The sequence below is a fragment of the Aureimonas sp. AU12 genome (genome assembly GCF_001463705.1).
Taxonomy (GTDB): Bacteria; Pseudomonadota; Alphaproteobacteria; order Rhizobiales; family Rhizobiaceae; genus Aureimonas.
The window spans coordinates 1-23,215 of record NZ_BBWH01000052.1; the positions used below are offsets into that span (position 1 = coordinate 1).

Below are 23,215 nucleotides of genomic sequence, written 5' to 3' on the forward strand. Positions count from 1 at the left end.
GCGGCCCGCCGATCCGCTGGCCGAGCGACGCGTTCGGCGTCGAGGCCGAGATCGACGCCGCGGCGACCGGCGGCTCCACTCTGGCCGCGCGCGGGCGCGTGCTGCTGCGCACCGCCTTCAGCACCGCACTCTTCCGCTTCGGCCTCTCCGTCGGCGGCTTCGACCCCGCGCGCTACCGGCGCGAGCTGGTCGAGAACACCGACTTTCGCAAGTTCGACGACGGCCTTCGCATGACGATCGACTGCACCCCGGCGCTCGCCACCCGCATCGAGGCGCGGCTGGCGGCGGCGGAAGGTGCCGGCGTCGCGCGCACCGGCACCTTCCGCCAGACGGCCTCGCTGATGACCTGCTTCGTGCCCTCGGCCACCCGCAGCGACCACGTCCACTTCCTCGACGGCGCCGCGGGCGGGTACGCGCAGGCCGCCAGCGCCCTCAAGGCGAAGGAGGCCCACGCAAAAAGGGCGCCGGATCGCTCCGACGCCCCTTTGATCTAGACGAACGAAACGCTCAGCGGTCGAGCGAGCCGCAGAAGCGCTGGATGCGGGTGCAGGCTTCCTCGAGAAGCTCGTCCGAGGTCGCATAGGAGGCGCGGAAGTTCGGCCCGAGGCCGAAGGCCGAGCCGTGCACCACCGCGACGCCTTCCTGCTCGAGCAGCGCCGTGACGAAATCCTCGTCGTTGGCGATGACCTTGCCGGCCTTGGTCTTCATGCCGATCGTCCCCTTCACCGAGGGGTAGACGTAGAAGGCGCCTTCCGGCGAGGGGCACTCGATGCCGCGCGCCTGGTTGAGCATGGAGACCACGAGATCCCGGCGCTTCTCGAACATGGCGCGGTTGGTGGGGATGAAGTCCTGGGTGCCGTTCAGCGCCTCGACCGCCGCCCACTGCGCGATCGAGCAGGCGCCCGACGTCTGCTGGCCCTGGATCATGTCCATCGCCTTGATCAGCTTCAGCGGCCCGCCGGCATAGCCGATGCGCCAGCCCGTCATCGCGTAGGCCTTCGACACACCGTTGATCGTGATCGTGCGATCGTAGAGCGCCGGCTCGACCTGCGCCGGGGTGGCGAACTGGAAGTCGCCGTAGACGAGATGCTCGTACATGTCGTCGGTCATCACCCAGACATGCTCGTGGCGCATCAGGACGTCGGTGAGGCCCTTCAGCTCGTCATGCGTATAGGCGGCGCCCGTCGGGTTCGAGGGCGAGTTGAACAGGAACCACTTCGTCTTCGGCGTGATCGCCTTTTCCAGCGCCTCCGGCGTCAGCTTGAAGTTCTCTTCCTGCCGGGTCTCGACCACCTTCGGCGTGCCGCCGCACAGCGCCACCATCTCGGGATAGCTGACCCAGTAGGGCGCGGGGATGATCACCTCGTCGCCGGGGTTCAGCGTCGCCATGAAGGCGTTGAACAGGACATGCTTGCCGCCCGTCGAGACGATCGTCTGCTCGGGCTTGTAGTCGAGGCCGTTCTCGCGCTTGAACTTCTTCGAGATGGCGTCGCGCAGCTGCGGGATGCCCGAGATCGGCGTGTACTTGGTCTCGCCGCGATGGATCGCCTCGATCGCCGCCTGCTTGATGTTGTCGGGCGTGTCGAAGTCCGGCTCGCCGGCGCCGAGGCCGATGACGTCCATGCCCTGCGCCTTCAGCTCGCGCGCCTTCTGCGACACGGCGATGGTGGCGGAGGGCTTCACGCGGTCGAGGGAAGCGGCGAGGAAGGCCATGGGGCGGCTCCGGAGGTCTGGATCGGACGGGCTCGGGCGATCGCGTCGGGAAGCCGCCATCGACGCGGCTGCCGTTCAAAATCGGCGGACCCTAGTCTCGGCGCGGGTGCGGTGCAAGACGAAAGGACGGTGAGGCCCGCGACGGGGCCGGCCCATGACATCGGCTGATGCCGGACATCACGGATCGGAATTGGCACGCCGCCGCGCGATGCCGCAAGGTTCGCGGCCTAGACGCTCGCGAAGGAGTAACCCGCCATGGTGCCGACGATCCACGGAATGCTCGACAGCGGCAATTGCTACAAGCCGCGCCTCCTGATGGCGCTGACCGACCGCCCCTTCCGCCATGTCGAGACCTCGACGCGCGACGGCACGACGCGCACGGCCGAGTTCCTGGCGAAGAACCCGGCGGGCCAGTGCCCGCTGCTGGATCTCGGCGACGGGCGGCTGCTGGCCGAATCCAACGCCATCCTCGTCTATCTCGGCGAGGGCACGCCCTTCCTGCCGACCGAGCCCTTCGAACGAGCGCAGATGCTGCGCTGGATGTTCTTCGAGCAGAACGCGCATGAAGGCTCGGTGGCGGTGCGCCGCTCGCTCACCGTCTATCCCGAGCGCGCCAGTGCTGCGACGCCCGAGCGCATGGCCCTGACGCTGGCGAACGGCACGGCCGCGCTCACCGTGATGGAGCGCCATCTCGCCGAATACCCGTTCTTCGGCGGCGATCGCCCGAGCCTCGCCGACATCGCGCTCTATCCCTACACGGCGAGCGCCCCGGAGGGCGGCTTCGACCTCACGCCGCTGCCGGCCGTTCGCGCCTGGATCGCGGCGATCGAGGCGCTCCCCGGCTTTCGCCCGCGCGACTGGGTGCCGCCCGCGCCCTGAGGGGCGGCCCGAACGCAAGAAGACCCGCACCGTTTCCGGTGCGGGTCTCCGTCAGTCATCGATCGATGAGATCGGATCAGTCGTGGTCAGGGAACACGGTATCCAGATCGACGTCCTGCGCCGACGTCAGCGACTCCTTCGTCAGCTCAGGAACCGAGATCCGCATCTTGTTGCCGTCCATGGCCATCTGCAGCGACGAGAACGAGATCAGCACGTCCTTCTCACCGACGCCGAGGAAGCCGCCGACCTCGATCACCGCCGCGGCGACCGTGCCGTCCGAGTTGATGACGAAATCTTCGATCTCGCCGATCTTCTCGTTGTTCGCGCCGTAGACGTCCTTGTCGTCGAGATCGCTCGCCAGATGGCTCATCGGCATGGCGCCGGCCGCCGGGGCTGCCGGCATCGTGTAGAAGGCGCCGCCGGTGTTGGAGGTGACGGCGGACGGGGCCGCCGGGGTCATCGTGGTCGTGGTCGCGGTCTGGGCGAAAGCGGCACCGCCGAGAAGCGTGGCGAAACCGGCGGCGAGAACGAATGACTTCATGATGGGTAGGCCTTTCAGTAAAGGCGTCGCTACCTGCGACGCCGTGTCCTTCGGGGGAGAGACGCTTGCCGGGCGCTTCCGGTTCCCGGAATTTCCTGCGAAAATTCAGGGAACCAGTCCCGCTTATTGCGCTGCGAAGACCACGCCGCAGGCCATGCGGCTGCCGGCATCGCCGCTCGGCTGCGAGCTGTAGTCGTCGACCCCGCCATGCACCATGACAGCCGTACCGTCGGCATCGCGCAACGGCGCATCGCCGCCTGCCAGGCGCACCATCGGGTTGAACTGCTGGAAGCGCGCCTTGCCGGAGGTCACGTAGACATTGGCCATGTCGCCGGCATGCGGGCCGTTGGCGGCGAGAAAGCCATGCTCCTGGTTCGTCGGATTGTGGTGCCCCTTGGCGCTGTCGAAATTGCCTTCGCAAAGGCCGGTCTCGTGGAAGTGGAAGGCGTATTCGCCATCGGCCATGCCGGTCAGGTCGCCGTCGATGAGCACGCCGTGCGGCGTCTCGGTCAGCGTCACCGTGCCATGCGAGGCGCCGTCGGCGCCCTTCAACTCGATGCGCATCGGCGCGGGCTCCTGTGCGGCAGCGGGAAGCGCGAGGGCCGGCGAGGCGAGCGCGAGAACGGCAAGGGATGCGAGAACGCGGTTCATGGAAAATCCTCCGATGGTGCCGGCAGCCGCCGGCCTCTGGAGAATCGAACGCGGGCCCATCCGCCCCGTTCCGGTAAGGCTGCCTGCTGACGCGAGCGTGACCGGACCCGCTGCCTGGGTTTGCGAGCGGACCCGCACCGTCCGTCCCGCAAGGCAACGGCCGTCCGGCGACGGCTTGAGCGCAGACGGGACGGCCGTCCAGGCGGGGTTGAACCCCACCCCGCTTCTCGGCAGACAGGCGATAGGCCCCTCCCCGGCAGGCGGACGCACGACCGATCCGTCGATCCGCGGCGCGAAGCCGCCCCACCCCGTGCCCTCCTGCCGGACTTGTCCTATGATCCCGAAAAAGCCCACCCCGGAGATGCCCGAGCGATGCCCGACGATGCCCCGCAGACGAACGAGACGCAGCCGCGCGGCGAGCTGACCGTGCGCATCCTCGCCATGCCCGCCGACGCGAACGCGGCCGGCGACATCTTCGGCGGCTGGGTCATGTCGCAGATGGATCTGGCCGCCGGCATCCGCGGCGCCGAGCGGGCCCGCGGCCGCGTCGTGACGATGGCGGTGAACACGCTCGTGTTCCGCCGCCCGGTGCATGTCGGCGACACGCTCTGCGTCTACACGCGGCTCGAAAAGGTCGGGCGCACGTCGATCACGCTGGCGATCGAAGCCTGGGCCCGGCGCTACCTGACGATGGAGCGCGTGAAGGTGACGGAGGGGACGTTCGTCATGGTGGCGCTCGACGACGACGCCCAGCCGACCCCCGTGCCCCCCGACCCGCTCGCGGCCCCACCGATCGCTTGAAGCGATCACGACCGGTCGCACCTGGAATGGGCGAACCTTCACGCCCTCGATCGCGGGTCATCTGTCCAACGAGGTCCGGAATGAGCAACGTCCCTCCGACCCCGATGCCGACGGGTGACGAGCCCTGGGCGAAATCAAAAAATGCCCGGCCTCGCGAAATCGCCGGGACCACATGGGCATGATCACCTCCGCATGCCCCGGGTCTCGAACGCACGCTTCAAGGTCGGAACCGTGAACAACACGAGAGATCGATGAGCCTCCACACCCAACGCGACACGCTGTTCCTGCTCGCCCCGGGCTTCGAGGATCCCGCCTATCCCGGTAAAGTCTTCTATTGCTGGCACTGTGCCCTCCTCGAAGGCGTCCTGGCCTCCTTCCCCGATCTTGCCGCCCGCTTCGACATCCGACGCGTACCCTGGCCGAGGCCGCGAAACGCCGTGATCGAATGGGTCGGCGAGGCGAACCAGTCCCTCCCCCTTCTCGTCCTCGCCGATGGGGAGACCTCCGCGCACCGGACCGGCCTTCACGCGGGACGCACCTTCATTGCGGACAAGGACAGGATCCTCGCGACCTTGTCGGAGCGGCACGGATTTCCGGCACCGCATCCATAAGCCTTCGTCGGTGAGCGAGCCTCGTTCGCCGCAAGCCCCGCCCCCCTTGCCGGCGCCTCGAACGCGAAAAAGCCCCGTCCGGTCAGGAACGGGGCTCTTCGGTCATCTCAAACAGGCGCGGCTCAGTTGGCCGGCGCGGGTCAAACCGGCGTGGCTCAGTTGGCCGGCGCGGGGGGCGTCGTTCCACCGGCAGCCGGCGGTGGTGTCGGCGCATCCGCACCTGCGGCCGGAGCCGGCGGCGTGGCGCCGTCCACGAGGCTGCGCGGCGGCGGCGGCACGCGGTCGCCCTCGCCGGCCAGTCCGGCGGGACCGACCATCTTCGCCACGGCATCGAGGATCGGCTGAGAGGCGTCGACGCAGTCGGCGATCATCTCGTCGCCGCAGTCGACGCGGATCGCGCGGCCTTCGCCGAGACGGATCTCGAAGCCGGCCTTCGGCGGCGGGGGCGGCGGTCCGCGACGGCCTTCGGGACCATGCGGTCCGCGCGGACCCGGCCGATCGCCGCGATCCCGGTCGCGATCGTCCTTGCGGGGATCGGGGCGCTCGTCCGCGTCGCTGCGGGCCCAGCGATCGCCATGCCGGACGTCGCGCATCCGGTTCTCGTCGCCGCGATCGTCGTCCTTTCGCTCGCGCATCTCGGGCCGCGGCGGCGGACCGTCCTCGCGATCGGCCGGCCGCTCGTAGCGGTCGCCGTCATAGTCGTTTGCATCCTGTGCGTGCGCCAGAGGCGCCGCCGTGGCCAGGAGTATGGCCGCAAGGGAGAGCTGCCTGAGCATACCCGTTTCCTGTCGTTGATCCCGGATCGACGTCCGTGGGTCCTCAACGCACGGGGTGGTGAAGTGTTGCCGCGTCGGACGTGCGAAGTTTTCGCGACGGGTCCCCTGTCGGCTCCCACACCGATGCGACTGCGCCTACTTGCAGATCGGCAGGAGCCGCGTCTTCACGTCGAGATGCAGATGGTCGGCATGGGCGCGGTTGTAGCCGGGGCCGAGCACCGTGCCGAAATGGCGGCAGCTCCCCTGCCGGATCGCGGTCTGGAACGCCCGCTCGCGGAACGAGAAGGCGCCCTTCGGCTCGACCTTCACCACCGAGCTGTCGGCGAAGCGGAAGCCGCCGACATCGAGCGCGTTGCCGCTGGCATGTTCCGAGATCGTGCGCGACCCCGCGATGCGCGAGCAGCGATAGGACGAGGCGTTGATGAGCGCGGTCGGCCGCTTCCACAGCTTCCAGCGCGCCGCCGGCTTCACGTCGTCCTTCAGCCAGCGCGCCACCTTCAGCGCCGCCTGGCAGTTCATCACCGCCGGCGGCGACATGGCGATGCCCGACACGGCCTGCGAGATCCGCACGGGATGGTCGATGCCGCAGCTCCCGCCGGAGGCGACGCGCGACACGTCGCGATAGACGACGCCGAGCCGCTTCAGCTCGCGCCGGCACAGCGCCTCCGACTTGGCGAGCGGCCGGTAGCCCTCGGGCACCTCGGCCTCCAGCGTTCCCCGGCCCGGCCGCGCGTCGAGACCGCCCCGCGACGTCGGCGGCGCAGTGGCCGGCAGCGAGGCGAGGCGGCGGGATTCGCGTGGCGGCGCCTGCCGCGGCGCGGGGGCGACCTCGGGTTCGGGTTCGGCCTCCGTCAGCCCTTCCCATGGATCGAAGTCCGCGTCGGGCTCGGCGCCGTAGCCCGCGCCGCCATCGTCCACCACGACCGGGGGTCCAAGCGTCGGCAACGAGGCCTCGCGCACGAGCGGCGCCCCAGGTGGCTCTCCCGCCGGCTCGGCGCTGCCGCGCACCTGCGGACGCAGCTCCTGCACCGGATAGGTCCGGCCGTACTGGCCGGGACCGGGATCGACGGGCGGCTCCTCGGCCTCGAAGGCCGGCGCGGTCTCGGCGACGCCGGCATCCGGCTCGGCAGATGGCGGCGCCGGCTCGGCCATGGCAGGCTCGGGCTCGCGCGCCACCGGCGGCGCGGCCAACCCGCCGCCCCGGCGGGCGGGCGCCTCGCCATAGGCGGGGCTCGGCACATAGCCCATGTCGTCCGTCGGCAGCGGTCCGCCCCAGACGAGGTTGCCGCCGCCCGGTGCCGGCTGCGGCGGCGCCTCGTAGCGGCTCGGGGCGGGCTCGCGTGCGGGGGCTTCGCGTCGAACGGAGGGCTCGCGCCGCGTCGGGGAGCGGCCGGGTTTCGCGCGGCCCTCGGGCGGGCGCGAGGCGACATTGGGAATGTCGGCCGGGGGGATCGGCCCGCGCGCGGCCGCCGGATGGAACGGCCCGTCGGCGCCCGCCGCCGCATACACGGCGGCGGCGAGCGTGACGATGCGCCAACCCGTCTTACGCGATACCATCGGGGCGGCCTTTCATCCTCCGCGATACTCGAGCGGATGATCGTCAGGATAGGGTCCGTCTGGTCAACGAAGGATGAACGGATCGGTTTGAATGCGATCCCGTTCGCGTGAGGCGATCACGCCCCGTCGAGCGCGGCGACGGGATCCACGAGCGGGTCCGGCCCGAAGCGGTTGGGCCCGTCGGTGCCTTTGAGAAAGCCGGTATCGACCAAGACCCAGATGAAGCCGATCACCGGCACCAGCAGGAGGAGCTGCCACCAGCCGGACTTGCCGCGATCGTGCCAGCGCTTGGCCGATATCGCCAGGCTCACGTAGCCACCCCCCATCCAGACGAGGATCCCCGCCACCAGCCTCGCGATCCCATGCCAGTTCGGCCCGGTCGGATCCGATCCCGCTTCGAGGGCCCCGGCCATCTCGGTGAAGGTCGGGACCGGATCGTCCGTCGGGGGCAAGAGCAGGTCCACCGCGAAACCGGCCGCAGCCTGCAACGCCACGAGGCAGAGCGAGGCGATCCAGAACCACTTGCGGCCGATTCGTCCGTGGAAATCGAGAAAGAGAAGCTGGTAGCTCATCGGGCACCCATGAATGCGGGACACGGGGGGTCGAAGCGAACGCCCCCGTCCTCCCGCCTACACGCCAAACGCTAGCGATGGGTTGCGACGGCCGCTTCAATTCGACCGGCAGCACACCCCCGTTCCCCCTTTATTCCGCCCCGGCCCCGGCCCATATTGCCACCATGCCCCATTCCAAGAAGACGCCCCAGCCCCGCCGCTCGCCGATCCTCGACTTCGCCGATGCCTCCGAGCGGATGACGCCCGGCTTCAGTGAGGCGCCGCAGGCCGAGTTCGAGGGCGCGCCGCTCACCGGCCCGCTTTCGGGCTGGGCCGACGAGATCGCGCAGTCGCTGGAGGTCGAGGCCGAGCGTGCCGCCGATGCGCCCAAGCCCGCCAGGAAGGCGCCCGCGAAGAAGGCCGCCAAGCCCGACGCCGCGCCTTCGGGCAAGCCCGGCAAGACCGCGCGCGGCACTTCGATGGGCATCGCCGCCACGCCCGCCGAGCGCGCCCGCGCCGGCCTCAATCCCGTCTCCGGCATGGACGTCTCGCTCGAGGATGCCGGCTTCCTGCCCGAGGGCGGCGTCACCGCCACGGTGGAGGCGCTCACCCGGCTGATCTCCGAGGGCAACCCGCTCCTGAAGAACGGCGAGATCTGGGTGCCGCACCGCCCCGCCCGCCCGCAGAAGTCGGAGGGCGGCCATGCCTTCCGACTCGCCTCGGACTACGAGCCGAAGGGCGACCAGCCCACCGCCATCCGCGATCTCGTGGCCGGCATCAGCGAGGACAACGACCAGACGCAGGTGCTGCTCGGCGTCACCGGCTCGGGCAAGACCTTCACGGTGGCCAACGTCATCGAGCGGACGCAGCGTCCCGCCCTCGTGCTGGCGCCCAACAAGACGCTCGCCGCGCAGCTCTACGGCGAGTTCAAGAACTTCTTCCCCGACAACGCGGTGGAGTATTTCGTCTCCTACTACGACTACTACCAGCCGGAAGCCTACGTGCCGCGCTCCGACACGTTCATCGAGAAGGAATCGTCGATCAACGAGCAGATCGACCGGATGCGCCACGCCGCCACCCGCGCCCTGCTCGAGCGCGACGACGTCATCATCGTCGCCTCCGTCTCCTGCATCTACGGCATCGGCTCGGTCGAGACCTACACGGCGATGACCTTCCAGATGGCGGTGGGCGACCGGCTCGACCAGCGCCAGCTCCTCGCCGACCTCGTCGCCCAGCAATACAAGCGCCGCGACATGGATTTCACCCGCGGCTCGTTCCGCGTGCGCGGCGACACGATCGAGATCTTCCCGGCCCACCTCGAGGACCGCGCCTGGCGCATCTCGCTCTTCGGCGACGAGATCGAGGCGATCCACGAGTTCGACCCGCTCACCGGCGCCAAGACCGACGACCTCAAGTCGGTGAAGATCTACGCCAACTCGCATTACGTGACGCCGCGCCCGACGCTGCAGCAGGCGGTGAAATCGATCAAGGAGGAGTTGCGCCTTCGCCTCGTCGAGCTGAACAAGGCCGGGCGCCTTCTCGAGGCGCAGCGGCTGGAACAGCGCGTCGGCTTCGACGTCGAGATGATCGAGGCCACCGGCTCCTGCCAGGGCATTGAGAACTATTCGCGCTATCTCACCGGGCGCCAGCCCGGCCACCCGCCGCCGACCCTCTTCGAATACCTGCCCGACAACGCCCTCGTCTTCATCGACGAGAGCCACGTCACCATCCCGCAGATCGGTGCCATGTACCGGGGCGACTTCCGCCGCAAGGCGACGCTGGCCGAATACGGCTTCCGTCTGCCCTCCTGCATGGACAACCGCCCGCTTCGCTTCGAGGAGTGGAACGCCATGCGCCCGCCCACCGTCGCGGTGTCGGCGACGCCCGGCTCGTGGGAGATGGAGGAGGCCGGCGGCGTCTTCGCCGAGCAGGTGATCCGCCCCACCGGCCTCACCGATCCCCCGATCGAGATCCGCCCCGCCAAGAGCCAGGTCGACGACCTCCTCGGCGAGATCCGCGAGACCGCCGCCAAGGGCTACCGCTCGCTCGTCACCGTGCTCACCAAGCGCATGGCCGAGGATCTCACCGAATACCTGCACGAGCAGGGCATCCGCGTGCGCTACATGCACTCCGACATCGACACGCTGGAGCGCATCGAGATCATCCGGGATCTGCGCCTCGGCACGTTCGACGTGCTCGTCGGCATCAATCTGCTGCGCGAGGGCCTCGATATTCCCGAATGCGGCCTCGTCACCATTCTCGACGCCGACAAGGAAGGCTTCCTGCGTTCGGAGACCTCGCTGATCCAGACGATCGGGCGCGCCGCGCGCAATGTCGATGGCAAGGTGATCCTCTATGCCGATCGCGTCACCGGCTCGATGGAGCGCGCCATCGCCGAGACCAACCGACGCCGCGACAAGCAGGAGGCCTACAACGTCGCCAACGGCATCACGCCGGAATCGGTGAAGGCCAAGATCGCCGACATTCTCGACAGCTATTACGAGAAGGACCATGTCCGCGTGCCCACCGGCGCGCATGCCGCCTCGGGCGCGATGGTCGGCAACAATCTCAAGAGCCATCTGGAGCATCTGGAGAAGGAGATGCGCCACGCCGCCGCCGATCTCGACTTCGAGACCGCCGCGCGCCTACGCGACGAGATCAAGCGCCTCCAGGCCACCGAACTCGCCATCGCCGACGACCCGCTCGCCCGCACGCCCGACGTCGACATGTTCGCCGACGGCCCCACCGCCAAGCCCCGCGCCTCCGCGCGCCCGCGCGGCAAATCCGCCGCCAACCGCGAGAACCCGCGCTTCGGCCCCAACGGCGAGCCGCTCGCCGCCCGCATCAAGCCCGTCGACCACGCGGGCGTGCGCGCCCTCCAACCCAAGCTCGGCACGGACGGCACCCCGTCTTCACCAGAGGGAGACGAGTCCGGCAGGGGGATGAGGGGCAGCGGTGCCGGCGCTTCCTACTTCGCCAAGCCCGGCCTCGACGACATGGGCCCGGGCACCGACACGCCAACGCCCCAGCGCCCGCTCTTCCGCAAGAACTCGCTCGACGAGATGACGGTCGGCCGCACCGAAAAGCCCCTCCACGCCGGCGCCCTCCCCCCGAAGCCCGGCGACGACCTCAAGCCCCTGCGCCGCGAAAAGATCGGCGCCGGCAGCTACGAGGACCCGGCGGACGAAAAGCGCCGCAAGCGCCGGCCGGGGAAGACGGGGAGGCCGGGGCGGTGACATGCATGAAAATGCTGGATTATCAGTATTTAGAATAAAATATCCAATAGACCTTATTCGACAAGGATATCGGAGATACCTAACAATTGAGGACCCTGATTTTTATCTCTCGGAATTATTTCCGTATTTTTCAAGGGCCTTGTTGAGATCCATCTTTATTAGCTTACCGGCCATGCGTCGATATCGTTTGATCTGATGGGAAAAATCGCGGTCAAAGCCAATGAATTTTACAGAAGCCTGCCGGACATATCGGATGAACGTCCAACTTTTGAAGCCAACATCTTGCCCAGCCGTAACTTTCTTCAATATCTTAATCTCTAACATCTCAGAAGGATAGTTGATTGAGATCCAATCATCCCCCTTCTGTCGATATTGTCGAACATATCGTTTAGCAAAACCGTAGGAACGTCTCTTCAAACGACGCCAAGCATTTGAAAGGGTGGCATCTTTTATTTTTACCACTAGCCCATTAAACTCGAAGCCCAGATATTCCAGCCCATTCTTCGACGCCATTCCAAAGCAGTGTTTATAACTCTGCTGTCCTGAGATTATCGTGAATATACCGACAGCAACCTTTTTATCTTGAATCTTTATTTTAGGACCGTGATTTATAATCTCTTTTTTTAAACAATCTGCAACATCATGTGGGCTTTTAACATTCTCAATTGGGACTATGACTACGATATCGTCCGAGTAGCGTCGATAAATGCCGGACCGCTCAGATACCCATGCTGACACAACGGTATCGAAATCTAATAGGTAGAAATTTGCAATCAAGTCAGAGATTGGCGTTCCCTGAGGTATTCCATACTTAAATGGATTTTTCTGAAGTAGACTAGGAAGATTAGGATCGCCACCGCAAACCTTCGCCCGAAAGTCCTTTGGCGAGAGTAATTGGACATGCCGAAGGGACCGCAATCTATCGATCCGCCTCATACGCCGCTCTACCTTGCTAGCGCCTTCACCTTTTTTATATAGCTCCAGCCTCTCAAACAATTTTTTTGAGTCAACAGTCACGTAATTTGTGAGAGACTTCAATACCTTATTGTGATCGGCAGGAAGCACGCCGCCCATTAGCAACTTCCAGTTTTTTTCAATTATTCCATGATCTAAACTATCAAAGTAACTACTGATATCAACGACGGTGGCAACACAATTGCCGGCTTTTTGAACGAATCGGAATACATCGACGGCAAAGTCGATATTGTTTTTCCCAGCGCCGCTCGGCCCTATTATCTTCCTATATGCGATAGGAACGTCGGAGATTTCGCGTTTAGAAAGTTCCTCCTCGTAACAAGGAAGGAGAATAGCTCTATATCTAGCGTATATCGCAGCATCTTTGCGAGAAGCATAACGTATAGGGCGCGATTTTTTCTTACCGACCCCGTCACCGCGATACCTTATCCATTCTTCCTTAAACGAGAGAAGCGGATAAAATGAATGTTTTGCTACTAAATCTGGGCTGTTAGCCAAGCTTTCAAGATTTTTTCTTGAAACCTTACGATCAAAGTGAAAATATCTCTTTTCATCTTTGTCTCGCATTTTCCAGTAACTGGTGCGAGTGGAGGCAGCAACACCACTAGGCATGGTAACGTTACTGCCTCCGCCAAAAAATCATGGCCTAACAAGCCACTAAGTCCTTAAAACGAAGTATGCTATAATGTCAGCGTATTAGCTAAGATAGATATCATTATGTCTATCATCGCTATCGCACATCACGTAACGAAAACTAAGAGGTAGCTCGAATGCGTCGAACATTGCTCTTGATTGCCGCCATTATGATGGTTGACAGTCCAAACATGTGCCTCGCCGCGTAACTGGCGATCCAGGCAAGCCCGTATGAGAACCCTCACAGGCTCTAGCTACGTTCGCAGGTTGAATAATTCAAGTCTCCAATGGACCTCATGGTCAGTTTTTAGCTAATTCCCATTGGGTCGTGCCGATTCAAGGTATCGACTTCGCTTGACTTGCAGCCGCCCCTCGTACCTCACCACCCATCCCAACCCCTCCCCCGGCGCCGGTCCTCACCCCGCCGGTCGTCCCGATCCCAACGTCCGGCATCGCGCCCGCGCCGATCATCGCGATCCCAGCGCCGCGCGTCGCGGTCGCGGCGGTCGCGGCGGTCGCGGCGGACCTCGCGCTCCTGGATCGCGCGCGAGTTGGTGATCCCGCGGGCTTCGTCGGCGCGGGTCTGCATCTCGATGCGGTCGTTGAGCTGGCGCTCCAGCGCGTTGCGCGGGGCGGAGGGCAGCACGAAGCCGTTCTGGGCGAAGGCGGGCGCGGCGGTGGCGGTCAGGAGGCCGGCGAGGGCCAGGATCACGGCGGTCTTCATCGGATGGATCTCCGTTGGAACGATGGATCGGTCCGACAGAAGACGCCCCGCCGCCTGAACGGTTCCTGAACCGGACCCCCGCCGCCCCGCCCGCCGATGGCGAAGGCCGGCGGGCCGAGCCGGACGGCGCGCGGGACGCCGCCCTCGCGGAAGATGCGGGACGGCTGGCCGCGTCAGGCCTCGTCGAAGAAGTTCACCGAGCCGTCGTCGAGGCTGTATTCGGCGCCGACGATGCGCACCTGGCCCGCCGCGATGGGCCTCGCCAGCAGCGGCTCGGACGCGTTGCGCAGGTTGTGGACGACGCGGCGCACGTTCTCGCGCACGGCATTGTCGACGAGGTCGCCCGGCTGGTCGCGCACCGCCAGCACCGCCGGGATGATCGGCTCGATCATCTGGCCGATGGCGCCGTCGAACATCTTGTTGTCGCGCACCACCGAGACCGCCGCCGAGACCGCGCCGCAGCGCTGGTGGCCCATCACCAGCACGAGCGGCGTGCCGAGGTGCTCCACCGCATATTCGAGGCTGCCGAGCGCCACCGTGTCGAGCGTGTTGCCGGCATTGCGCACGATGAACAGCTCCCCGAGGCCCCGCCCGAACAGCAGCTCCGGCGACACCCGCGAATCCGAGCAGGCGACGAGCACCGCGAACGGATGCTGCTCGCGCGCGATCTCGATGCGCCGCTCGCGCCCGATCGCCGCGTGGATCGGCGCATCCGAGATGAACTCGGCATTGCCCTTCTTGAGGAGCGCCAGCGCCTCGTCGGCCGTCAGCACCGTGCGCCCGCCGACGGACGGCACGACGTCGCCGCCGGCCACCGCCGTCGCGGCGAAGGCGGAGCCGGCCAGGCCGGCGGAGGCGGCGGCGGCGAGCGAGGCCGCCCCGAGGCAGGCACAGCCGAGGAAGTGGCGGCGGGAGAATGAGGAAGCCACGTTGACGTCTCCTGAAGCAGGCGGCCCGACCGTGTCGGCCGCGTCCGCTTCACCGGACCCGCATGGCGGAAATGCGACGCGCGTCAACATCGGATGGGCGGGGACCTCGGCCTCACGCAAGAAGGGCGCGGACCCCTCTCGGTCCCGCGCCCTTCGTTCGGTGATCGCGCGCCCGGTGGCCGGGCGTTGGTGGTGCTAGCGGTAGTAGCCGCGCCGCTCCATGCGGCGCTCCACCCGCTCATGATGGCGCATGCGCTCGATGCGGCGCGCCTCGCGCGGGCTGATGTGGCGGCGGCCATGGTCGCGGCGCCACTGGCGACGCTCGCGCTCGATGCGCCGCGCCTCGCGCGGGCCGACGTGATGGCGACCGCCATCGCGCGAGATGCGGACCTCGCCGTCACGCGTGACGCGCACGCTCTGCGCGGCGGCCGGCAGGGCGGTGGCGAGGAGGACGCCGGCAACGGCGAGGATCAGGGACTTCTTCATGAGACACTCTCGAACAGGTGAACGTGCCCGCAGTAAGCACCCCACCGCCTGAATGGTTCCTGAACCGAATTATCATGCCTACTTATGGTTGACGGCTGCGGCGCGCCCTCAGCGCGGCAGCGAATTGCTGTCGCGCGTCGCCGTCTCGCGCCAGGGGTCGCCGGGCGTGATCGGCTTGTTGATCTCGGCGCAGCCGGCGAGCGTCAGGAGCGAAAGGGCGAGAGCGGCGGTGAGGAATTTCATGGGAATCTCAGTCCGGGACACGAGGAACGGGACCGCCGCCCTCGGCCACTCCCGCGGCGTTTTGGAGGCGGCGGCGCGTTTCATCTCTCCCCGTTTTCTCCACACGGCCGGGACGCCCGCCCATACTCCTGTCACCGCTGGCCCACGGATGGGCGCGAATGATCACCGGGATCGTTCGGGGGCCGGCGGGCGGTGTCCGCGGTGCGTCGTCTTCCGGAGACGAGGCGGCTCGGACGGCTCTTCGCAAGCCGGGCGTCCCCTCACTACGAAGGGGTCCGAAGGATCGCGGGCACCCTGTCTTCGCGACAGCCCAACCCGCCGGGGTGTGAACCCGGACCGGGAGATCGGGCCGAGAGGCAGGCCAGTGCGGCCCGGGAAGCGGAACGGGATGCGGACCATCCCGCGGGAGCTGGACAACACCGCGTGGAGCGCCGGAGGCGAGCCATATACTTACAAACATCGGAGGCGAGCCTCCGGCGCTCCACCCGCCCGTCCCATCGGGACCGGCCCTCATCGCCCGCCCCACCCTCGCACCCGACCGGGCGCGGGGATGTTGTCGCTTGTTCCGTGAAACGCGCAGCGTTCCGCGCTGCCGCGACGCCCGTCGAACGTCTTCCGCCCCGCCCGAATGCCCCCCGCTTGTCGTCAGCCGACGGCCCAGGCCGCCTTCGCGGCCTCCATGTCCATCCACATCACCTCGAAGACATGCCCGTCCGGATCCTCGAAGGACCGGCCATATAGGAAGCCGAAATCCTGCACCGGCGAGGGATCGGGCACCCCACCCGCCGCGCCCGCCTTGTCGGTGATCTCGTCCACCGCCGCGCGGCTGTCGCGCGACAGGCAGATCAGCACCTGCGTCGTCGCATGCGCGTCGGCGATCGGCTTCCTGGCGAACTGCGCGAACTTTGCGTGCGTCAGCAGCATCACGAAGATCGTCTCCGAGAACACCATGCAGGCCGCCGTCTCGTCGGTGAACTGCGGGTTCACGCTCGCCCCCACCGCCTCGTAGAAGCGGATGGCGCGCGGCAGGTCGGTGACCGGCAGGTTGATGAAGACGAGCTGTGTCATGGGATCCTCCCCGGGGACGTCGGCTTTGACGAGCATGCCGCGCCGCGCTACGCCGTGGCAACAGGGGGCGGATACGGCGGCATGCGTCCGCCCCCCGGCGACCCCCTTCCCCGCAAGGAGACCCCGCCGCATGAGCTCCGGCTTTCTCGACCGCGCCCGCGCCGCCCGCCTGATGGAAGCCGCCCGCCTCGACGCCCTCGTCCTCACCGATCCCGCGAGCCTGCGCCATGCCACCGGCGCCTTTCCGGGCGTCGCCACCCTCTTCCGCCGCGCCGGCGCCGCCTTAGCGCTCATACCCGCCGACCCCGCCGCGTCCATCGCCGCCGTGGTCGGCGATCTCGAGGCCGCGAGCTTCCGCGCCGCCAGCGGCCTTTCCGACATCCGCACCCATCCGATCTGGGTGGAGACCGCCTCCGCCCGGTTCGACCCCGCCGGCCGTCTCGACGCCGCCCTCACCTCCACCGCCTGCCGCCCCGCCGGGCTCGACCGTCCCGAGACCTTCGATGCCACGCTGGCGCTCGGCGAACTGCGCGCCCTCCTGGCGGAGCGCGGCCTCTCCTGTGCCCGCATCGGCTGCGAGATGGGCTTCATCCCCGCCGCCGACCTCGCGGCCATGCAAGCCGCCCTCCCCGACGTCACCTTCGTCGACGCCACCGAACTCGTCGCGCGCCTTCGAATGGTGAAGCACCCCACCGAGATCGCCCATCTCACCACCGCCGCCGAACTCACCGTCGCCGGCCTGGCGCGGCTGCGCACGGAGCTGCGCGCGGGTCTCGATGCCGCCGAGATCGCCGCGATCTGGCGCGGCGAGGTCGAGGCCGAGGCGCGGCGGCGCGGCCTGCGCGAGCCCCTGACGAGCTGGGCCTACATCTCCGTCGGCCCCGACGGCTTTGCCCCCGGCGGCCCCGCCCGACCCGGGGACATCGTCAAGATCGACGTCGGCGCGGTGGTCGCCGGCTACAGCGCCGACATGGCCCGCACCGCCGTGATCGGCGAGCCCGGCCCGGCGCAGCGGCAGGTTCACGCGGCGCTGCTCGGCGCCTTCGACGCCGGGCTCGCCGCCCTGACGCCGGGTCGCCCGATGCGCGAGGCCCACCGGGCCGCGACCACGGCGATGCGGGAGGCCGGCTTCAGCGGCTTCTCGCGAGGCCATTTCGGCCACGGGCTCGGTGCCGGCGTCTTCAACGAGGAATGGCCCTTCGTCTCCGCCGATTGCGAGGTCGAGGTGGAAGCCGGCATGATGCTAGCCTTCGAGACACCCTATTACGTGCGCGGCCTCGGCGGCTTCATCATCGAGGACCAGTTCCTCGTCGGCGCCCGCGGCCTCGAATGCCTCTCGCCGCTGCCGCGCGACCTCTGGGTGATCGATCCCGGCTGACGACGCTTGGCCTCTCCCCGCCGTGCCGGATTGCGGTAGTCTGAGTGACACGACGGCAGGGAGGCAAAGAGCGGCATGAGCGACGATCATCACCACGAGAGCGAACCGCGCTGGAAGCATGACGGCGTGCGCGTCATCCCCGGCGACCGGCTCGATCCCAACACGGCGCAGACGCCCGGCATGTTCCGACAGGCGGCGATCGACCATGCCCGCGTCGGCGCGCAGAAGATCTGGGCGGGCACCGTGTCGATCGCACCGGACGCCAAGACCGGCGTGCATCATCACGGGGCGCTCGAAAGCGTCATCTTCGTGGTGCGGGGCCATGCTCGCATGCGCTGGGGCGAGCGGCTGGAGTTCACGGCGGAAGCCAAGGCCGGCGACTTCATCTTCATCCCGCCCTACGTCCCCCACCAGGAGATCAACGCCGATCCGCACGAGACGCTGGAATGCGTTCTCGTGCGCTCCGACAACGAGGCGGTGGTGGCCAACCTCACCGACATCGAGCCGGTCGAGAAGCCGGAAGCGGTGCATTGGGTCGATCCCATCCACAAGCATCCCTGACGGCGGGCGCACGTCGAAATCGACGGCGAAACGCAACGCGCCGCCGCCCATCGCGTTGCCCGCGTGACGATCGCCCACGGGACGGGGCGGCAAAACCATTCGAAGGAGACGATCCATGGCGAACAAGGTCGATGTCGGCGAGATCGCCAAGCGGCACGGTTTCAGCGAGGCGGCGGGGCAGGCGATGGCCGACGCGCTGCGCTCGGGCGGCGGCAGTCAGGCCCAGTTCAGCCATCCCGATCTCGGCGGGATGGGTCAGTGGTCGAAGGGCGGCATGCTGATGATATCAGACATGTTCAACGACGAGCTGAAGGGCCGGGTCGCCGCCCTCGCCGGCGACCTGTCGGAAGCCGGCGCAGCGGAAGACGGCTCGTCGGACGACGCTTCCGGCGCGGCCCCGAAGTCGCATGGGGCGGCGAACGACGATCATGCCAAGGGCGGCTCGTCCGGCAACTGGTGGCCCGGCGATCTCGGCCGTCCGGGGTCGAGCGGCTCGCAGAACGGCGTGCGCTACGCCGTCTTCCCAGAAGCGCATCGCCTCGCCATCGAGCGGGACGGCGACGTCTCGGTTCACGACACGGGCGACCACAAGATCGGCGGCATCTCGCAGCAGCAGGGCTCGTCCTCGACGCTGCGCTTTTCCTCGCAGAAGGGCGATGTCGACCTCGACCAGCTGCCGAAGGTCTGAGCGGACGGGACGGCGCCTGCCATCGGCAGGTGTCGGCGGCCTCCCGGCCACCCCCTTGGAGCGAATCGCGAAAGCCGCCATAATCGTGGACCTTCGTGGGAACGAAGGCCACGATCTCTCGAAGCCGCGATGACACGCTGCGCACCCGGGAGAGCGAAGCGGTTGAAGGCGTTCGGCATGTTGCACGATCCAGGCGAGCGTCTGGCGGACCGGATCGGCAAGACCGCCGGTCCGCGGATCCTCATCTACAGTCACGACACGTTCGGCCTCGGCCATCTCCGGCGGTGCCGCGCCATCGCCAACCGTCTGGTCAAGGCGCGCGGCGACGTCTCCGTCGTCATCATCTCGGGTTCGCCGATCATCGGCTCCTTCGAGTTCGGCGACGGGGTGGACTATGTGCGCGTGCCCGGCGTCGTGAAGCTGCCGGACGGCAACTACACGACGTCATCGCTGTCGCTCGACCTCGAGGAAACCGTGGCGATGCGCGAGGCCATCATCATGGCCACCGCGCGCACGCTGAAGCCCGACCTTCTCATCGTCGACAAGGAGCCCACCGGCTTTCGCGACGAGCTGCTGCCGGCGCTCGCCCATCTCAAGGACGCCGGCACCCGCATCGTTCTCGGCCTTCGCGACGTTCTCGACGAGGCCACGACGCTGGTGCCGGAATGGGAGCGCAAGGGCGCGATCGAGGCGCTGAAGCGCTATTACGACCATGTCTGGGTCTACGGCCTGCCGGCCATCCACGAGCCGCTCGCCGCCTTCGATCTGCCGCCGGAGATCGCCGCGCGCATCCTCTACACCGGCTATCTCCGGCGCGAGCTGCCGCCCAAACCCCAGTCGACGCGCTATCCCAGGCTGACGCGCGAGCCCTTCGTGCTCGTCACCACCGGCGGCGGCGGCGACGGTGAAGAGCTGATCGACTGGGTGCTCTCGGCCTACGAGGCCGACCCGACCATTCCCGTCGGGGCGCTTCTCGTTTTCGGCCCCTTCGTGCATCGCGACCGGCGCGACAATTTCGTCGAGCGCATGGCGAAGCTGCCGAAGGTGGACGCCATCACCTTCGACGCCAAGATCGAGCACCTGATGAGCCGTTCGGAGGGCATCGTGGCGATGGGCGGCTACAACACGTTCTGCGAGATCCTGTCGCTCGACAAGCGCGCGCTCATCGTGCCGCGCCGCACGCCGCGGCTGGAGCAGTCGATCCGCGCCGAGCGCGCCGCCGGGCTCGGCCTCGTCTCGATGCTCGACGGCGCCCATCTGGAGACCGGCGCGCGGCGCGATCCCCTCATGATGGCCGACGCCATCCGCAATCTCTCGGCCCGTCCGCTGCCCTCAGCCGCCTTCCCCGCCGGCCTCCTCGACGGGCTGGAGACGATCGAGCGCGTGACGCGCGGTTGGTTCGAGGCCGCGCCCGCCCTTGCCGAGCGCTCGCCCGCGTGAACCTGCCAGCGCCGGTCCCCGCGGACGGAGGCCGCCGCCCCGTCGCCATGGTGGTGAAGGGCTATCCGCGCCTGTCGGAAACCTTCATCGCGCAGGAGATCCTCGGGCTGGAGGAAGCGGGCCTCCCGATCCAGATCTGGTCGCTGCGCAAGCCGACCGACGGCGCGGTCCACGAGCTGCATCGGCGAATCCGGGCGGAGGTCCATTACCTGCCGGAATATCTCTACCAGGGGCCGGTGCGGGTGCTGCGCGGGCTCACCGCCGCCCTGAGGCGACCCGGCTTTCGCGCCTTCGCCGCCCAGGCGTGGTGCGACCTGAAGCGCGATCCCAGCGCCAGTCGCGCCCGGCGCATCGGGCAGTCACTGGTGCTGGCGCACGAGCTCGATCCGACGATCCGCCACCTGCATGCGCACTTCCTGCACACGCCCGCCTCGGTGACGCGCTATGCGGCGCTCCTGCGCGGCGACGCCTTCACCTTCTCGGCCCACGCCAAGGACATCTGGACGACACCGGACTGGGAGAAGCGCGAGAAGATCGCCGCCAGCCGCTGGGGCGTCACCTGCACGCGAACGGGGCTCGCCGAATTGCGCCGCCTGTCGCCTGCCGAACCCGTGCCCCGCGTCGAGCTCGTCTATCACGGGCTCGATCTCGCCCGCTTTCCGCCGAGCCCCGCTCCTGCGGCGCGGCGCGATGGCGGCGCGGCCAGCGATCCCGTGCGCTTCGTCTCGGTCGGGCGGTTGGTGGCGAAGAAGGGGTTCGACGATCTCCTCGACGCTCTCGCCCGCCTGCCCCCCGATCTGCACTGGCGCTGGACGCATGTCGGGGGCGGCGAGCTGAAGGCGGCGCTGAAGGCGCAGGCGGAGCGCCTTGGCCTCGGGGCGCGTATCGACTGGCGGGGAGCGCTGCCGCAGGCGGAGGTGATCGCGGCGCTGCGCGAGGCCGACCTCTTCGTGCTGCCCTGCAAGGAGGGCGACGGCGGCGACCGCGACGGCCTGCCGAACGTGCTGATGGAGGCGGCGACGCAGGCGCTCGCGATCCTCTCGACCCGCTATGCCGGCGTGCCGGAATTCGTCGAGGACGGGCGCGAGGGGCTGCTCGTTCCACCGGGCGACGCACCGGCTCTCAGCGCGGCGCTCGAACGCCTCGCCCGCGATCCCGACCTGCGCCAGACGCTCGGCCGGGCCGCCGAGCGGCGGGTGCGCGAAGACTTCTCCTTCGAGGCCGGCCTTCGCCATCTCGCCGCGCGCTTCGAGGGCACGCGGACGGGCGAGCCGGCAGGACCGGAGCTCGTCAGGTTTGACCCCGTCAGGCCTTGACCACCCGCGTCATGTCGGCGCCGGCCTTGGCGAAGACGTTGCGCGTGTCGATCGCGAGGCGCGCGTTGGCGGCGATCGCGCGGTAGTCCACCGCGTCGTGGTCGGTCGAGACGAGGACGGCGTCGTAGGCCTCGACCTTCCCAGGATCGAGCGGCACCGAGCGGCGCCCGGCGAGCGCGGGGTGCTCGCGGGTCGGCGGGATGACCGTGACATGCGGATCGTGGAAATCCGTCGCAGCGCCGCGCGCCTCCAGAAGCTCGATCAGCCGGAAGGAGGCGCTCTCGCGGGTATCCTCGACGTTCTTCTTGTAGGCGACGCCGAGGACGAGGATGCGCGCGCCGTTGAGCCCGCGCTGGAAGCGCATGTCCAGCGCCTCGGCGAGGCGGTCGACGACATGGCGGGGCATGGCCGTGTTGATCTCGCCGGCCAGCTCGATGAAACGCGTGGCGATGTCGAACTCGCGCGCCTTCCATGTGAGGTAGAACGGGTCGATGGGGATGCAGTGCCCGCCGAGGCCGGGGCCGGGATAGAAGGGCATGAAGCCGAAGGGCTTGGACTTGGCGGCCTCGATGACATCCCAGACGTCGATGCCCATCGCTTCGTAGATCACCTTCAACTCGTTGACGAGCGCGATGTTGACGGAGCGGAAGATGTTCTCGGTGAGCTTCACGGCCTCGGCGACCGAGGGACTGGCGACCGGCACGGTGCGGGCCACCGCCGCGCCGTAGAGCGCATCGGCGAGCGCCAATGCGTCAGTGCCGTCGCCGCCGACGATCTTCGGAATGTCGGTGGTCCCGAACTCGGCATTGCCGGGATCCTCGCGCTCGGGCGAGAAGGCCAGGAAGAACTCGTGGCCGGAGCGGAGCCCGGTGGCTTCGAGGATCGGCTTCACCACCTCCAGCGTTGTGCCCGGCCAGGTCGTCGATTCCAGCACCACGAGTTGGCCGGGCCGAAGGTGGGCGGCGATCGAGCGGGTGGAGGCGACGACGTAGGACAGGTCGGGCTCGCGCTGGCGGGTCAGCGGCGTCGGCACGCAGATGAGGACGGCGTCGGCCTCGCCCAATCGCGCGAAGTCGGCGCTCGCCTCGAAGCGCCCGGCTGCGATGGCGTCGGCGATGGGCTTCGACGGAATATGCTCGATGCCGCTTTCGCCCCGATTGAGCAGCGCCACGCGCCGCGCATCGATGTCGAAGCCGAGCACCGGAAAGCCGGCGCGCACCAGCGCCAGCGCCAGCGGCAGGCCGACATAGCCGAGACCGATGATTCCGATGCGGGCGCGGCGCCCGGCGATGGCGCTGAGAAGCGTGTCGATCGTTGGCGGCGTCATCGAGACAGTCCCCGAGCGGTTGGGCAGACCAGAAGGACATCGAGCCCGTCTGGTCCGACGACGACGCGCATGCGCTTCGTCTGGGGTCTGATCTAGAAGGCTTTGGCCGGCGGCGAAACCCCGCGCCACAC

The 23,215-nt window shown here is 67.8% G+C and carries 23 protein-coding genes; 10 read left to right on the forward strand and 13 right to left on the reverse strand.

Going from position 1 to position 23,215, the window contains the following annotated elements:
- Positions 1–494, forward strand: a 494-nt coding sequence (locus tag AUL33_RS19815; RefSeq protein ID WP_156419510.1) for a DUF3095 family protein, incomplete at its 5' end; no start/stop codon positions are given.
- A 13-nt stretch (positions 495–507) separates the two neighbouring features.
- Here AUL33_RS19815 and AUL33_RS19820 read toward each other — a convergent pair.
- Positions 508–1,713, reverse strand: coding sequence for a pyridoxal phosphate-dependent aminotransferase (locus AUL33_RS19820; RefSeq protein ID WP_062212536.1), 1,206 nt, complete (start codon positions 1,711–1,713; stop codon positions 508–510).
- Positions 1,714–1,971: 258 nt separating this feature from the next.
- Here AUL33_RS19820 and AUL33_RS19825 point away from each other — a divergent pair, with 258 nt between their 5' ends.
- Complete coding sequence (locus tag AUL33_RS19825; protein WP_062212675.1) at positions 1,972–2,592, forward strand: glutathione S-transferase family protein; 621 nt, start codon at positions 1,972–1,974, stop codon at positions 2,590–2,592.
- A gap of 76 nt (positions 2,593–2,668) precedes the next feature.
- On the opposite strand, the gene AUL33_RS19830 is transcribed toward AUL33_RS19825, so the two are convergent.
- Positions 2,669–3,133 carry a PRC-barrel domain-containing protein gene (locus AUL33_RS19830; protein ID WP_062212539.1) on the reverse strand — a complete coding sequence of 155 codons (465 nt, stop codon included), beginning with the start codon at positions 3,131–3,133 and terminating at the stop codon, positions 2,669–2,671.
- A gap of 123 nt (positions 3,134–3,256) precedes the next feature.
- Positions 3,257–3,784, reverse strand: coding sequence for a superoxide dismutase family protein (locus AUL33_RS19835; RefSeq protein ID WP_062212679.1), 528 nt, complete (start codon positions 3,782–3,784; stop codon positions 3,257–3,259).
- A gap of 372 nt (positions 3,785–4,156) precedes the next feature.
- On the opposite strand from AUL33_RS19835, the gene AUL33_RS19840 reads away from it, so the two are divergent.
- Both AUL33_RS19840 and AUL33_RS19845 read left to right on the forward strand, forming a co-directional pair.
- The gene (locus AUL33_RS19840; RefSeq protein ID WP_062212542.1) at positions 4,157–4,585 is read left to right on the forward strand and encodes an acyl-CoA thioesterase; all 429 of its coding nucleotides are present in this window, start codon (positions 4,157–4,159) and stop codon (positions 4,583–4,585) included.
- Positions 4,586–4,836: 251 nt separating this feature from the next.
- The gene (locus AUL33_RS19845; RefSeq protein ID WP_062212544.1) at positions 4,837–5,196 is read left to right on the forward strand and encodes a DUF3088 domain-containing protein; all 360 of its coding nucleotides are present in this window, start codon (positions 4,837–4,839) and stop codon (positions 5,194–5,196) included.
- Positions 5,197–5,351: 155 nt separating this feature from the next.
- On the opposite strand, the gene AUL33_RS19850 is transcribed toward AUL33_RS19845, so the two are convergent.
- The 3 genes from AUL33_RS19850 to AUL33_RS19860 all read right to left on the reverse strand — a co-directional run bounded on the left by AUL33_RS19850 (position 5,352) and on the right by AUL33_RS19860 (position 8,101).
- The gene (locus tag AUL33_RS19850; RefSeq protein WP_062212547.1) at positions 5,352–5,972 is read right to left on the reverse strand and encodes a hypothetical protein; all 621 of its coding nucleotides are present in this window, start codon (positions 5,970–5,972) and stop codon (positions 5,352–5,354) included.
- A gap of 135 nt (positions 5,973–6,107) precedes the next feature.
- Entirely contained in the window at positions 6,108–7,529 is a 1,422-nt protein-coding gene (locus AUL33_RS19855; RefSeq protein ID WP_156419511.1) for an extensin family protein, read from the reverse strand.
- Positions 7,530–7,645: 116 nt separating this feature from the next.
- A complete protein-coding gene (locus tag AUL33_RS19860) occupies positions 7,646–8,101 on the reverse strand; it encodes a DUF805 domain-containing protein (RefSeq protein ID WP_062212549.1) in 456 nt (151 codons plus the stop codon).
- A gap of 164 nt (positions 8,102–8,265) precedes the next feature.
- On the opposite strand from AUL33_RS19860, the gene uvrB reads away from it, so the two are divergent.
- Positions 8,266–11,316: an excinuclease ABC subunit UvrB gene (uvrB, locus tag AUL33_RS19865; protein ID WP_062212552.1), complete on the forward strand. Its 3,051-nt coding sequence runs from the start codon at positions 8,266–8,268 to the stop codon at positions 11,314–11,316.
- Positions 11,317–11,418: 102 nt separating this feature from the next.
- Here uvrB and AUL33_RS22335 read toward each other — a convergent pair whose 3' ends face one another.
- From AUL33_RS22335 to AUL33_RS19885, 6 genes are all read right to left on the reverse strand, one after another.
- The gene (locus AUL33_RS22335; protein ID WP_156419512.1) at positions 11,419–12,903 is read right to left on the reverse strand and encodes a hypothetical protein; all 1,485 of its coding nucleotides are present in this window, start codon (positions 12,901–12,903) and stop codon (positions 11,419–11,421) included.
- 400 nt (positions 12,904–13,303) lie between these two features.
- Positions 13,304–13,648, reverse strand: a complete 345-nt coding sequence (locus AUL33_RS19870; RefSeq protein ID WP_062212555.1) for a hypothetical protein — start codon at positions 13,646–13,648, stop codon at positions 13,304–13,306.
- Between the two features lie 173 nt (positions 13,649–13,821).
- Positions 13,822–14,577, reverse strand: coding sequence for a carbonic anhydrase (locus AUL33_RS19875; protein ID WP_062212559.1), 756 nt, complete (start codon positions 14,575–14,577; stop codon positions 13,822–13,824).
- Between the two features lie 195 nt (positions 14,578–14,772).
- Entirely contained in the window at positions 14,773–15,063 is a 291-nt protein-coding gene (locus AUL33_RS19880; RefSeq protein WP_062212563.1) for a hypothetical protein, read from the reverse strand.
- A 108-nt stretch (positions 15,064–15,171) separates the two neighbouring features.
- A complete protein-coding gene (locus tag AUL33_RS22960) occupies positions 15,172–15,306 on the reverse strand; it encodes a hypothetical protein (RefSeq protein WP_280137841.1) in 135 nt (44 codons plus the stop codon).
- A 645-nt stretch (positions 15,307–15,951) separates the two neighbouring features.
- Positions 15,952–16,374 (reverse strand): VOC family protein, encoded by a 423-nt coding sequence (locus AUL33_RS19885; RefSeq protein WP_062212566.1) that lies wholly within the window; start codon positions 16,372–16,374, stop codon positions 15,952–15,954.
- A 130-nt stretch (positions 16,375–16,504) separates the two neighbouring features.
- Here AUL33_RS19885 and AUL33_RS19890 point away from each other — a divergent pair, with 130 nt between their 5' ends.
- The 5 genes from AUL33_RS19890 (at position 16,505) to AUL33_RS19910 (ending at position 21,757) form a co-directional block, all read left to right on the forward strand.
- On the forward strand, positions 16,505–17,752 hold the full coding sequence (locus tag AUL33_RS19890; protein ID WP_062212569.1) for a Xaa-Pro peptidase family protein: 1,248 nt from the start codon (positions 16,505–16,507) through the stop codon (positions 17,750–17,752).
- A gap of 75 nt (positions 17,753–17,827) precedes the next feature.
- Positions 17,828–18,313, forward strand: coding sequence for a cupin domain-containing protein (locus AUL33_RS19895; RefSeq protein WP_062212571.1), 486 nt, complete (start codon positions 17,828–17,830; stop codon positions 18,311–18,313).
- A 115-nt stretch (positions 18,314–18,428) separates the two neighbouring features.
- On the forward strand, positions 18,429–19,001 hold the full coding sequence (locus AUL33_RS19900) for a hypothetical protein (RefSeq protein WP_062212575.1): 573 nt from the start codon (positions 18,429–18,431) through the stop codon (positions 18,999–19,001).
- Between the two features lie 177 nt (positions 19,002–19,178).
- Complete coding sequence (locus AUL33_RS19905; protein ID WP_062212684.1) at positions 19,179–20,441, forward strand: glycosyltransferase family protein; 1,263 nt, start codon at positions 19,179–19,181, stop codon at positions 20,439–20,441.
- Between the two features lie 47 nt (positions 20,442–20,488).
- On the forward strand, positions 20,489–21,757 hold the full coding sequence (locus AUL33_RS19910) for a glycosyltransferase family 4 protein (protein ID WP_082652765.1): 1,269 nt from the start codon (positions 20,489–20,491) through the stop codon (positions 21,755–21,757).
- On the opposite strand, the gene AUL33_RS19915 is transcribed toward AUL33_RS19910, so the two are convergent.
- Complete coding sequence (locus AUL33_RS19915; protein ID WP_062212579.1) at positions 21,747–23,084, reverse strand: nucleotide sugar dehydrogenase; 1,338 nt, start codon at positions 23,082–23,084, stop codon at positions 21,747–21,749. The genes AUL33_RS19910 and AUL33_RS19915 overlap by 11 nt on opposite strands.
- Between the last annotated feature and the right edge of the window lie 131 nt (positions 23,085–23,215).

Coding starts and splice junctions, on each gene's coding strand:
- AUL33_RS19820 (WP_062212536.1), bottom strand. CDS start 1,713: ATGGCCTTCCTCGCCGCTTCCCTCGACCGCGTGAAGCCCTCCGCCACC.
- AUL33_RS19830 (WP_062212539.1), bottom strand. CDS start 3,133: ATGAAGTCATTCGTTCTCGCCGCCGGTTTCGCCACGCTTCTCGGCGGT.
- AUL33_RS19835 (WP_062212679.1), bottom strand. CDS start 3,784: ATGAACCGCGTTCTCGCATCCCTTGCCGTTCTCGCGCTCGCCTCGCCG.
- AUL33_RS19840 (WP_062212542.1), top strand. CDS start 4,157: ATGCCCGACGATGCCCCGCAGACGAACGAGACGCAGCCGCGCGGCGAG.
- AUL33_RS19845 (WP_062212544.1), top strand. CDS start 4,837: ATGAGCCTCCACACCCAACGCGACACGCTGTTCCTGCTCGCCCCGGGC.
- AUL33_RS19850 (WP_062212547.1), bottom strand. CDS start 5,972: ATGCTCAGGCAGCTCTCCCTTGCGGCCATACTCCTGGCCACGGCGGCG.
- AUL33_RS19855 (WP_156419511.1), bottom strand. CDS start 7,529: ATGGTATCGCGTAAGACGGGTTGGCGCATCGTCACGCTCGCCGCCGCC.
- AUL33_RS19860 (WP_062212549.1), bottom strand. CDS start 8,101: ATGAGCTACCAGCTTCTCTTTCTCGATTTCCACGGACGAATCGGCCGC.
- uvrB (WP_062212552.1), top strand. CDS start 8,266: ATGCCCCATTCCAAGAAGACGCCCCAGCCCCGCCGCTCGCCGATCCTC.
- AUL33_RS22335 (WP_156419512.1), bottom strand. CDS start 12,903: ATGCCTAGTGGTGTTGCTGCCTCCACTCGCACCAGTTACTGGAAAATG.
- AUL33_RS19870 (WP_062212555.1), bottom strand. CDS start 13,648: ATGAAGACCGCCGTGATCCTGGCCCTCGCCGGCCTCCTGACCGCCACC.
- AUL33_RS19880 (WP_062212563.1), bottom strand. CDS start 15,063: ATGAAGAAGTCCCTGATCCTCGCCGTTGCCGGCGTCCTCCTCGCCACC.
- AUL33_RS22960 (WP_280137841.1), bottom strand. CDS start 15,306: ATGAAATTCCTCACCGCCGCTCTCGCCCTTTCGCTCCTGACGCTCGCC.
- AUL33_RS19885 (WP_062212566.1), bottom strand. CDS start 16,374: ATGACACAGCTCGTCTTCATCAACCTGCCGGTCACCGACCTGCCGCGC.
- AUL33_RS19890 (WP_062212569.1), top strand. CDS start 16,505: ATGAGCTCCGGCTTTCTCGACCGCGCCCGCGCCGCCCGCCTGATGGAA.
- AUL33_RS19895 (WP_062212571.1), top strand. CDS start 17,828: ATGAGCGACGATCATCACCACGAGAGCGAACCGCGCTGGAAGCATGAC.
- AUL33_RS19900 (WP_062212575.1), top strand. CDS start 18,429: ATGGCGAACAAGGTCGATGTCGGCGAGATCGCCAAGCGGCACGGTTTC.
- AUL33_RS19905 (WP_062212684.1), top strand. CDS start 19,179: ATGTTGCACGATCCAGGCGAGCGTCTGGCGGACCGGATCGGCAAGACC.
- AUL33_RS19910 (WP_082652765.1), top strand. CDS start 20,489: ATGGTGGTGAAGGGCTATCCGCGCCTGTCGGAAACCTTCATCGCGCAG.
- AUL33_RS19915 (WP_062212579.1), bottom strand. CDS start 23,084: ATGACGCCGCCAACGATCGACACGCTTCTCAGCGCCATCGCCGGGCGC.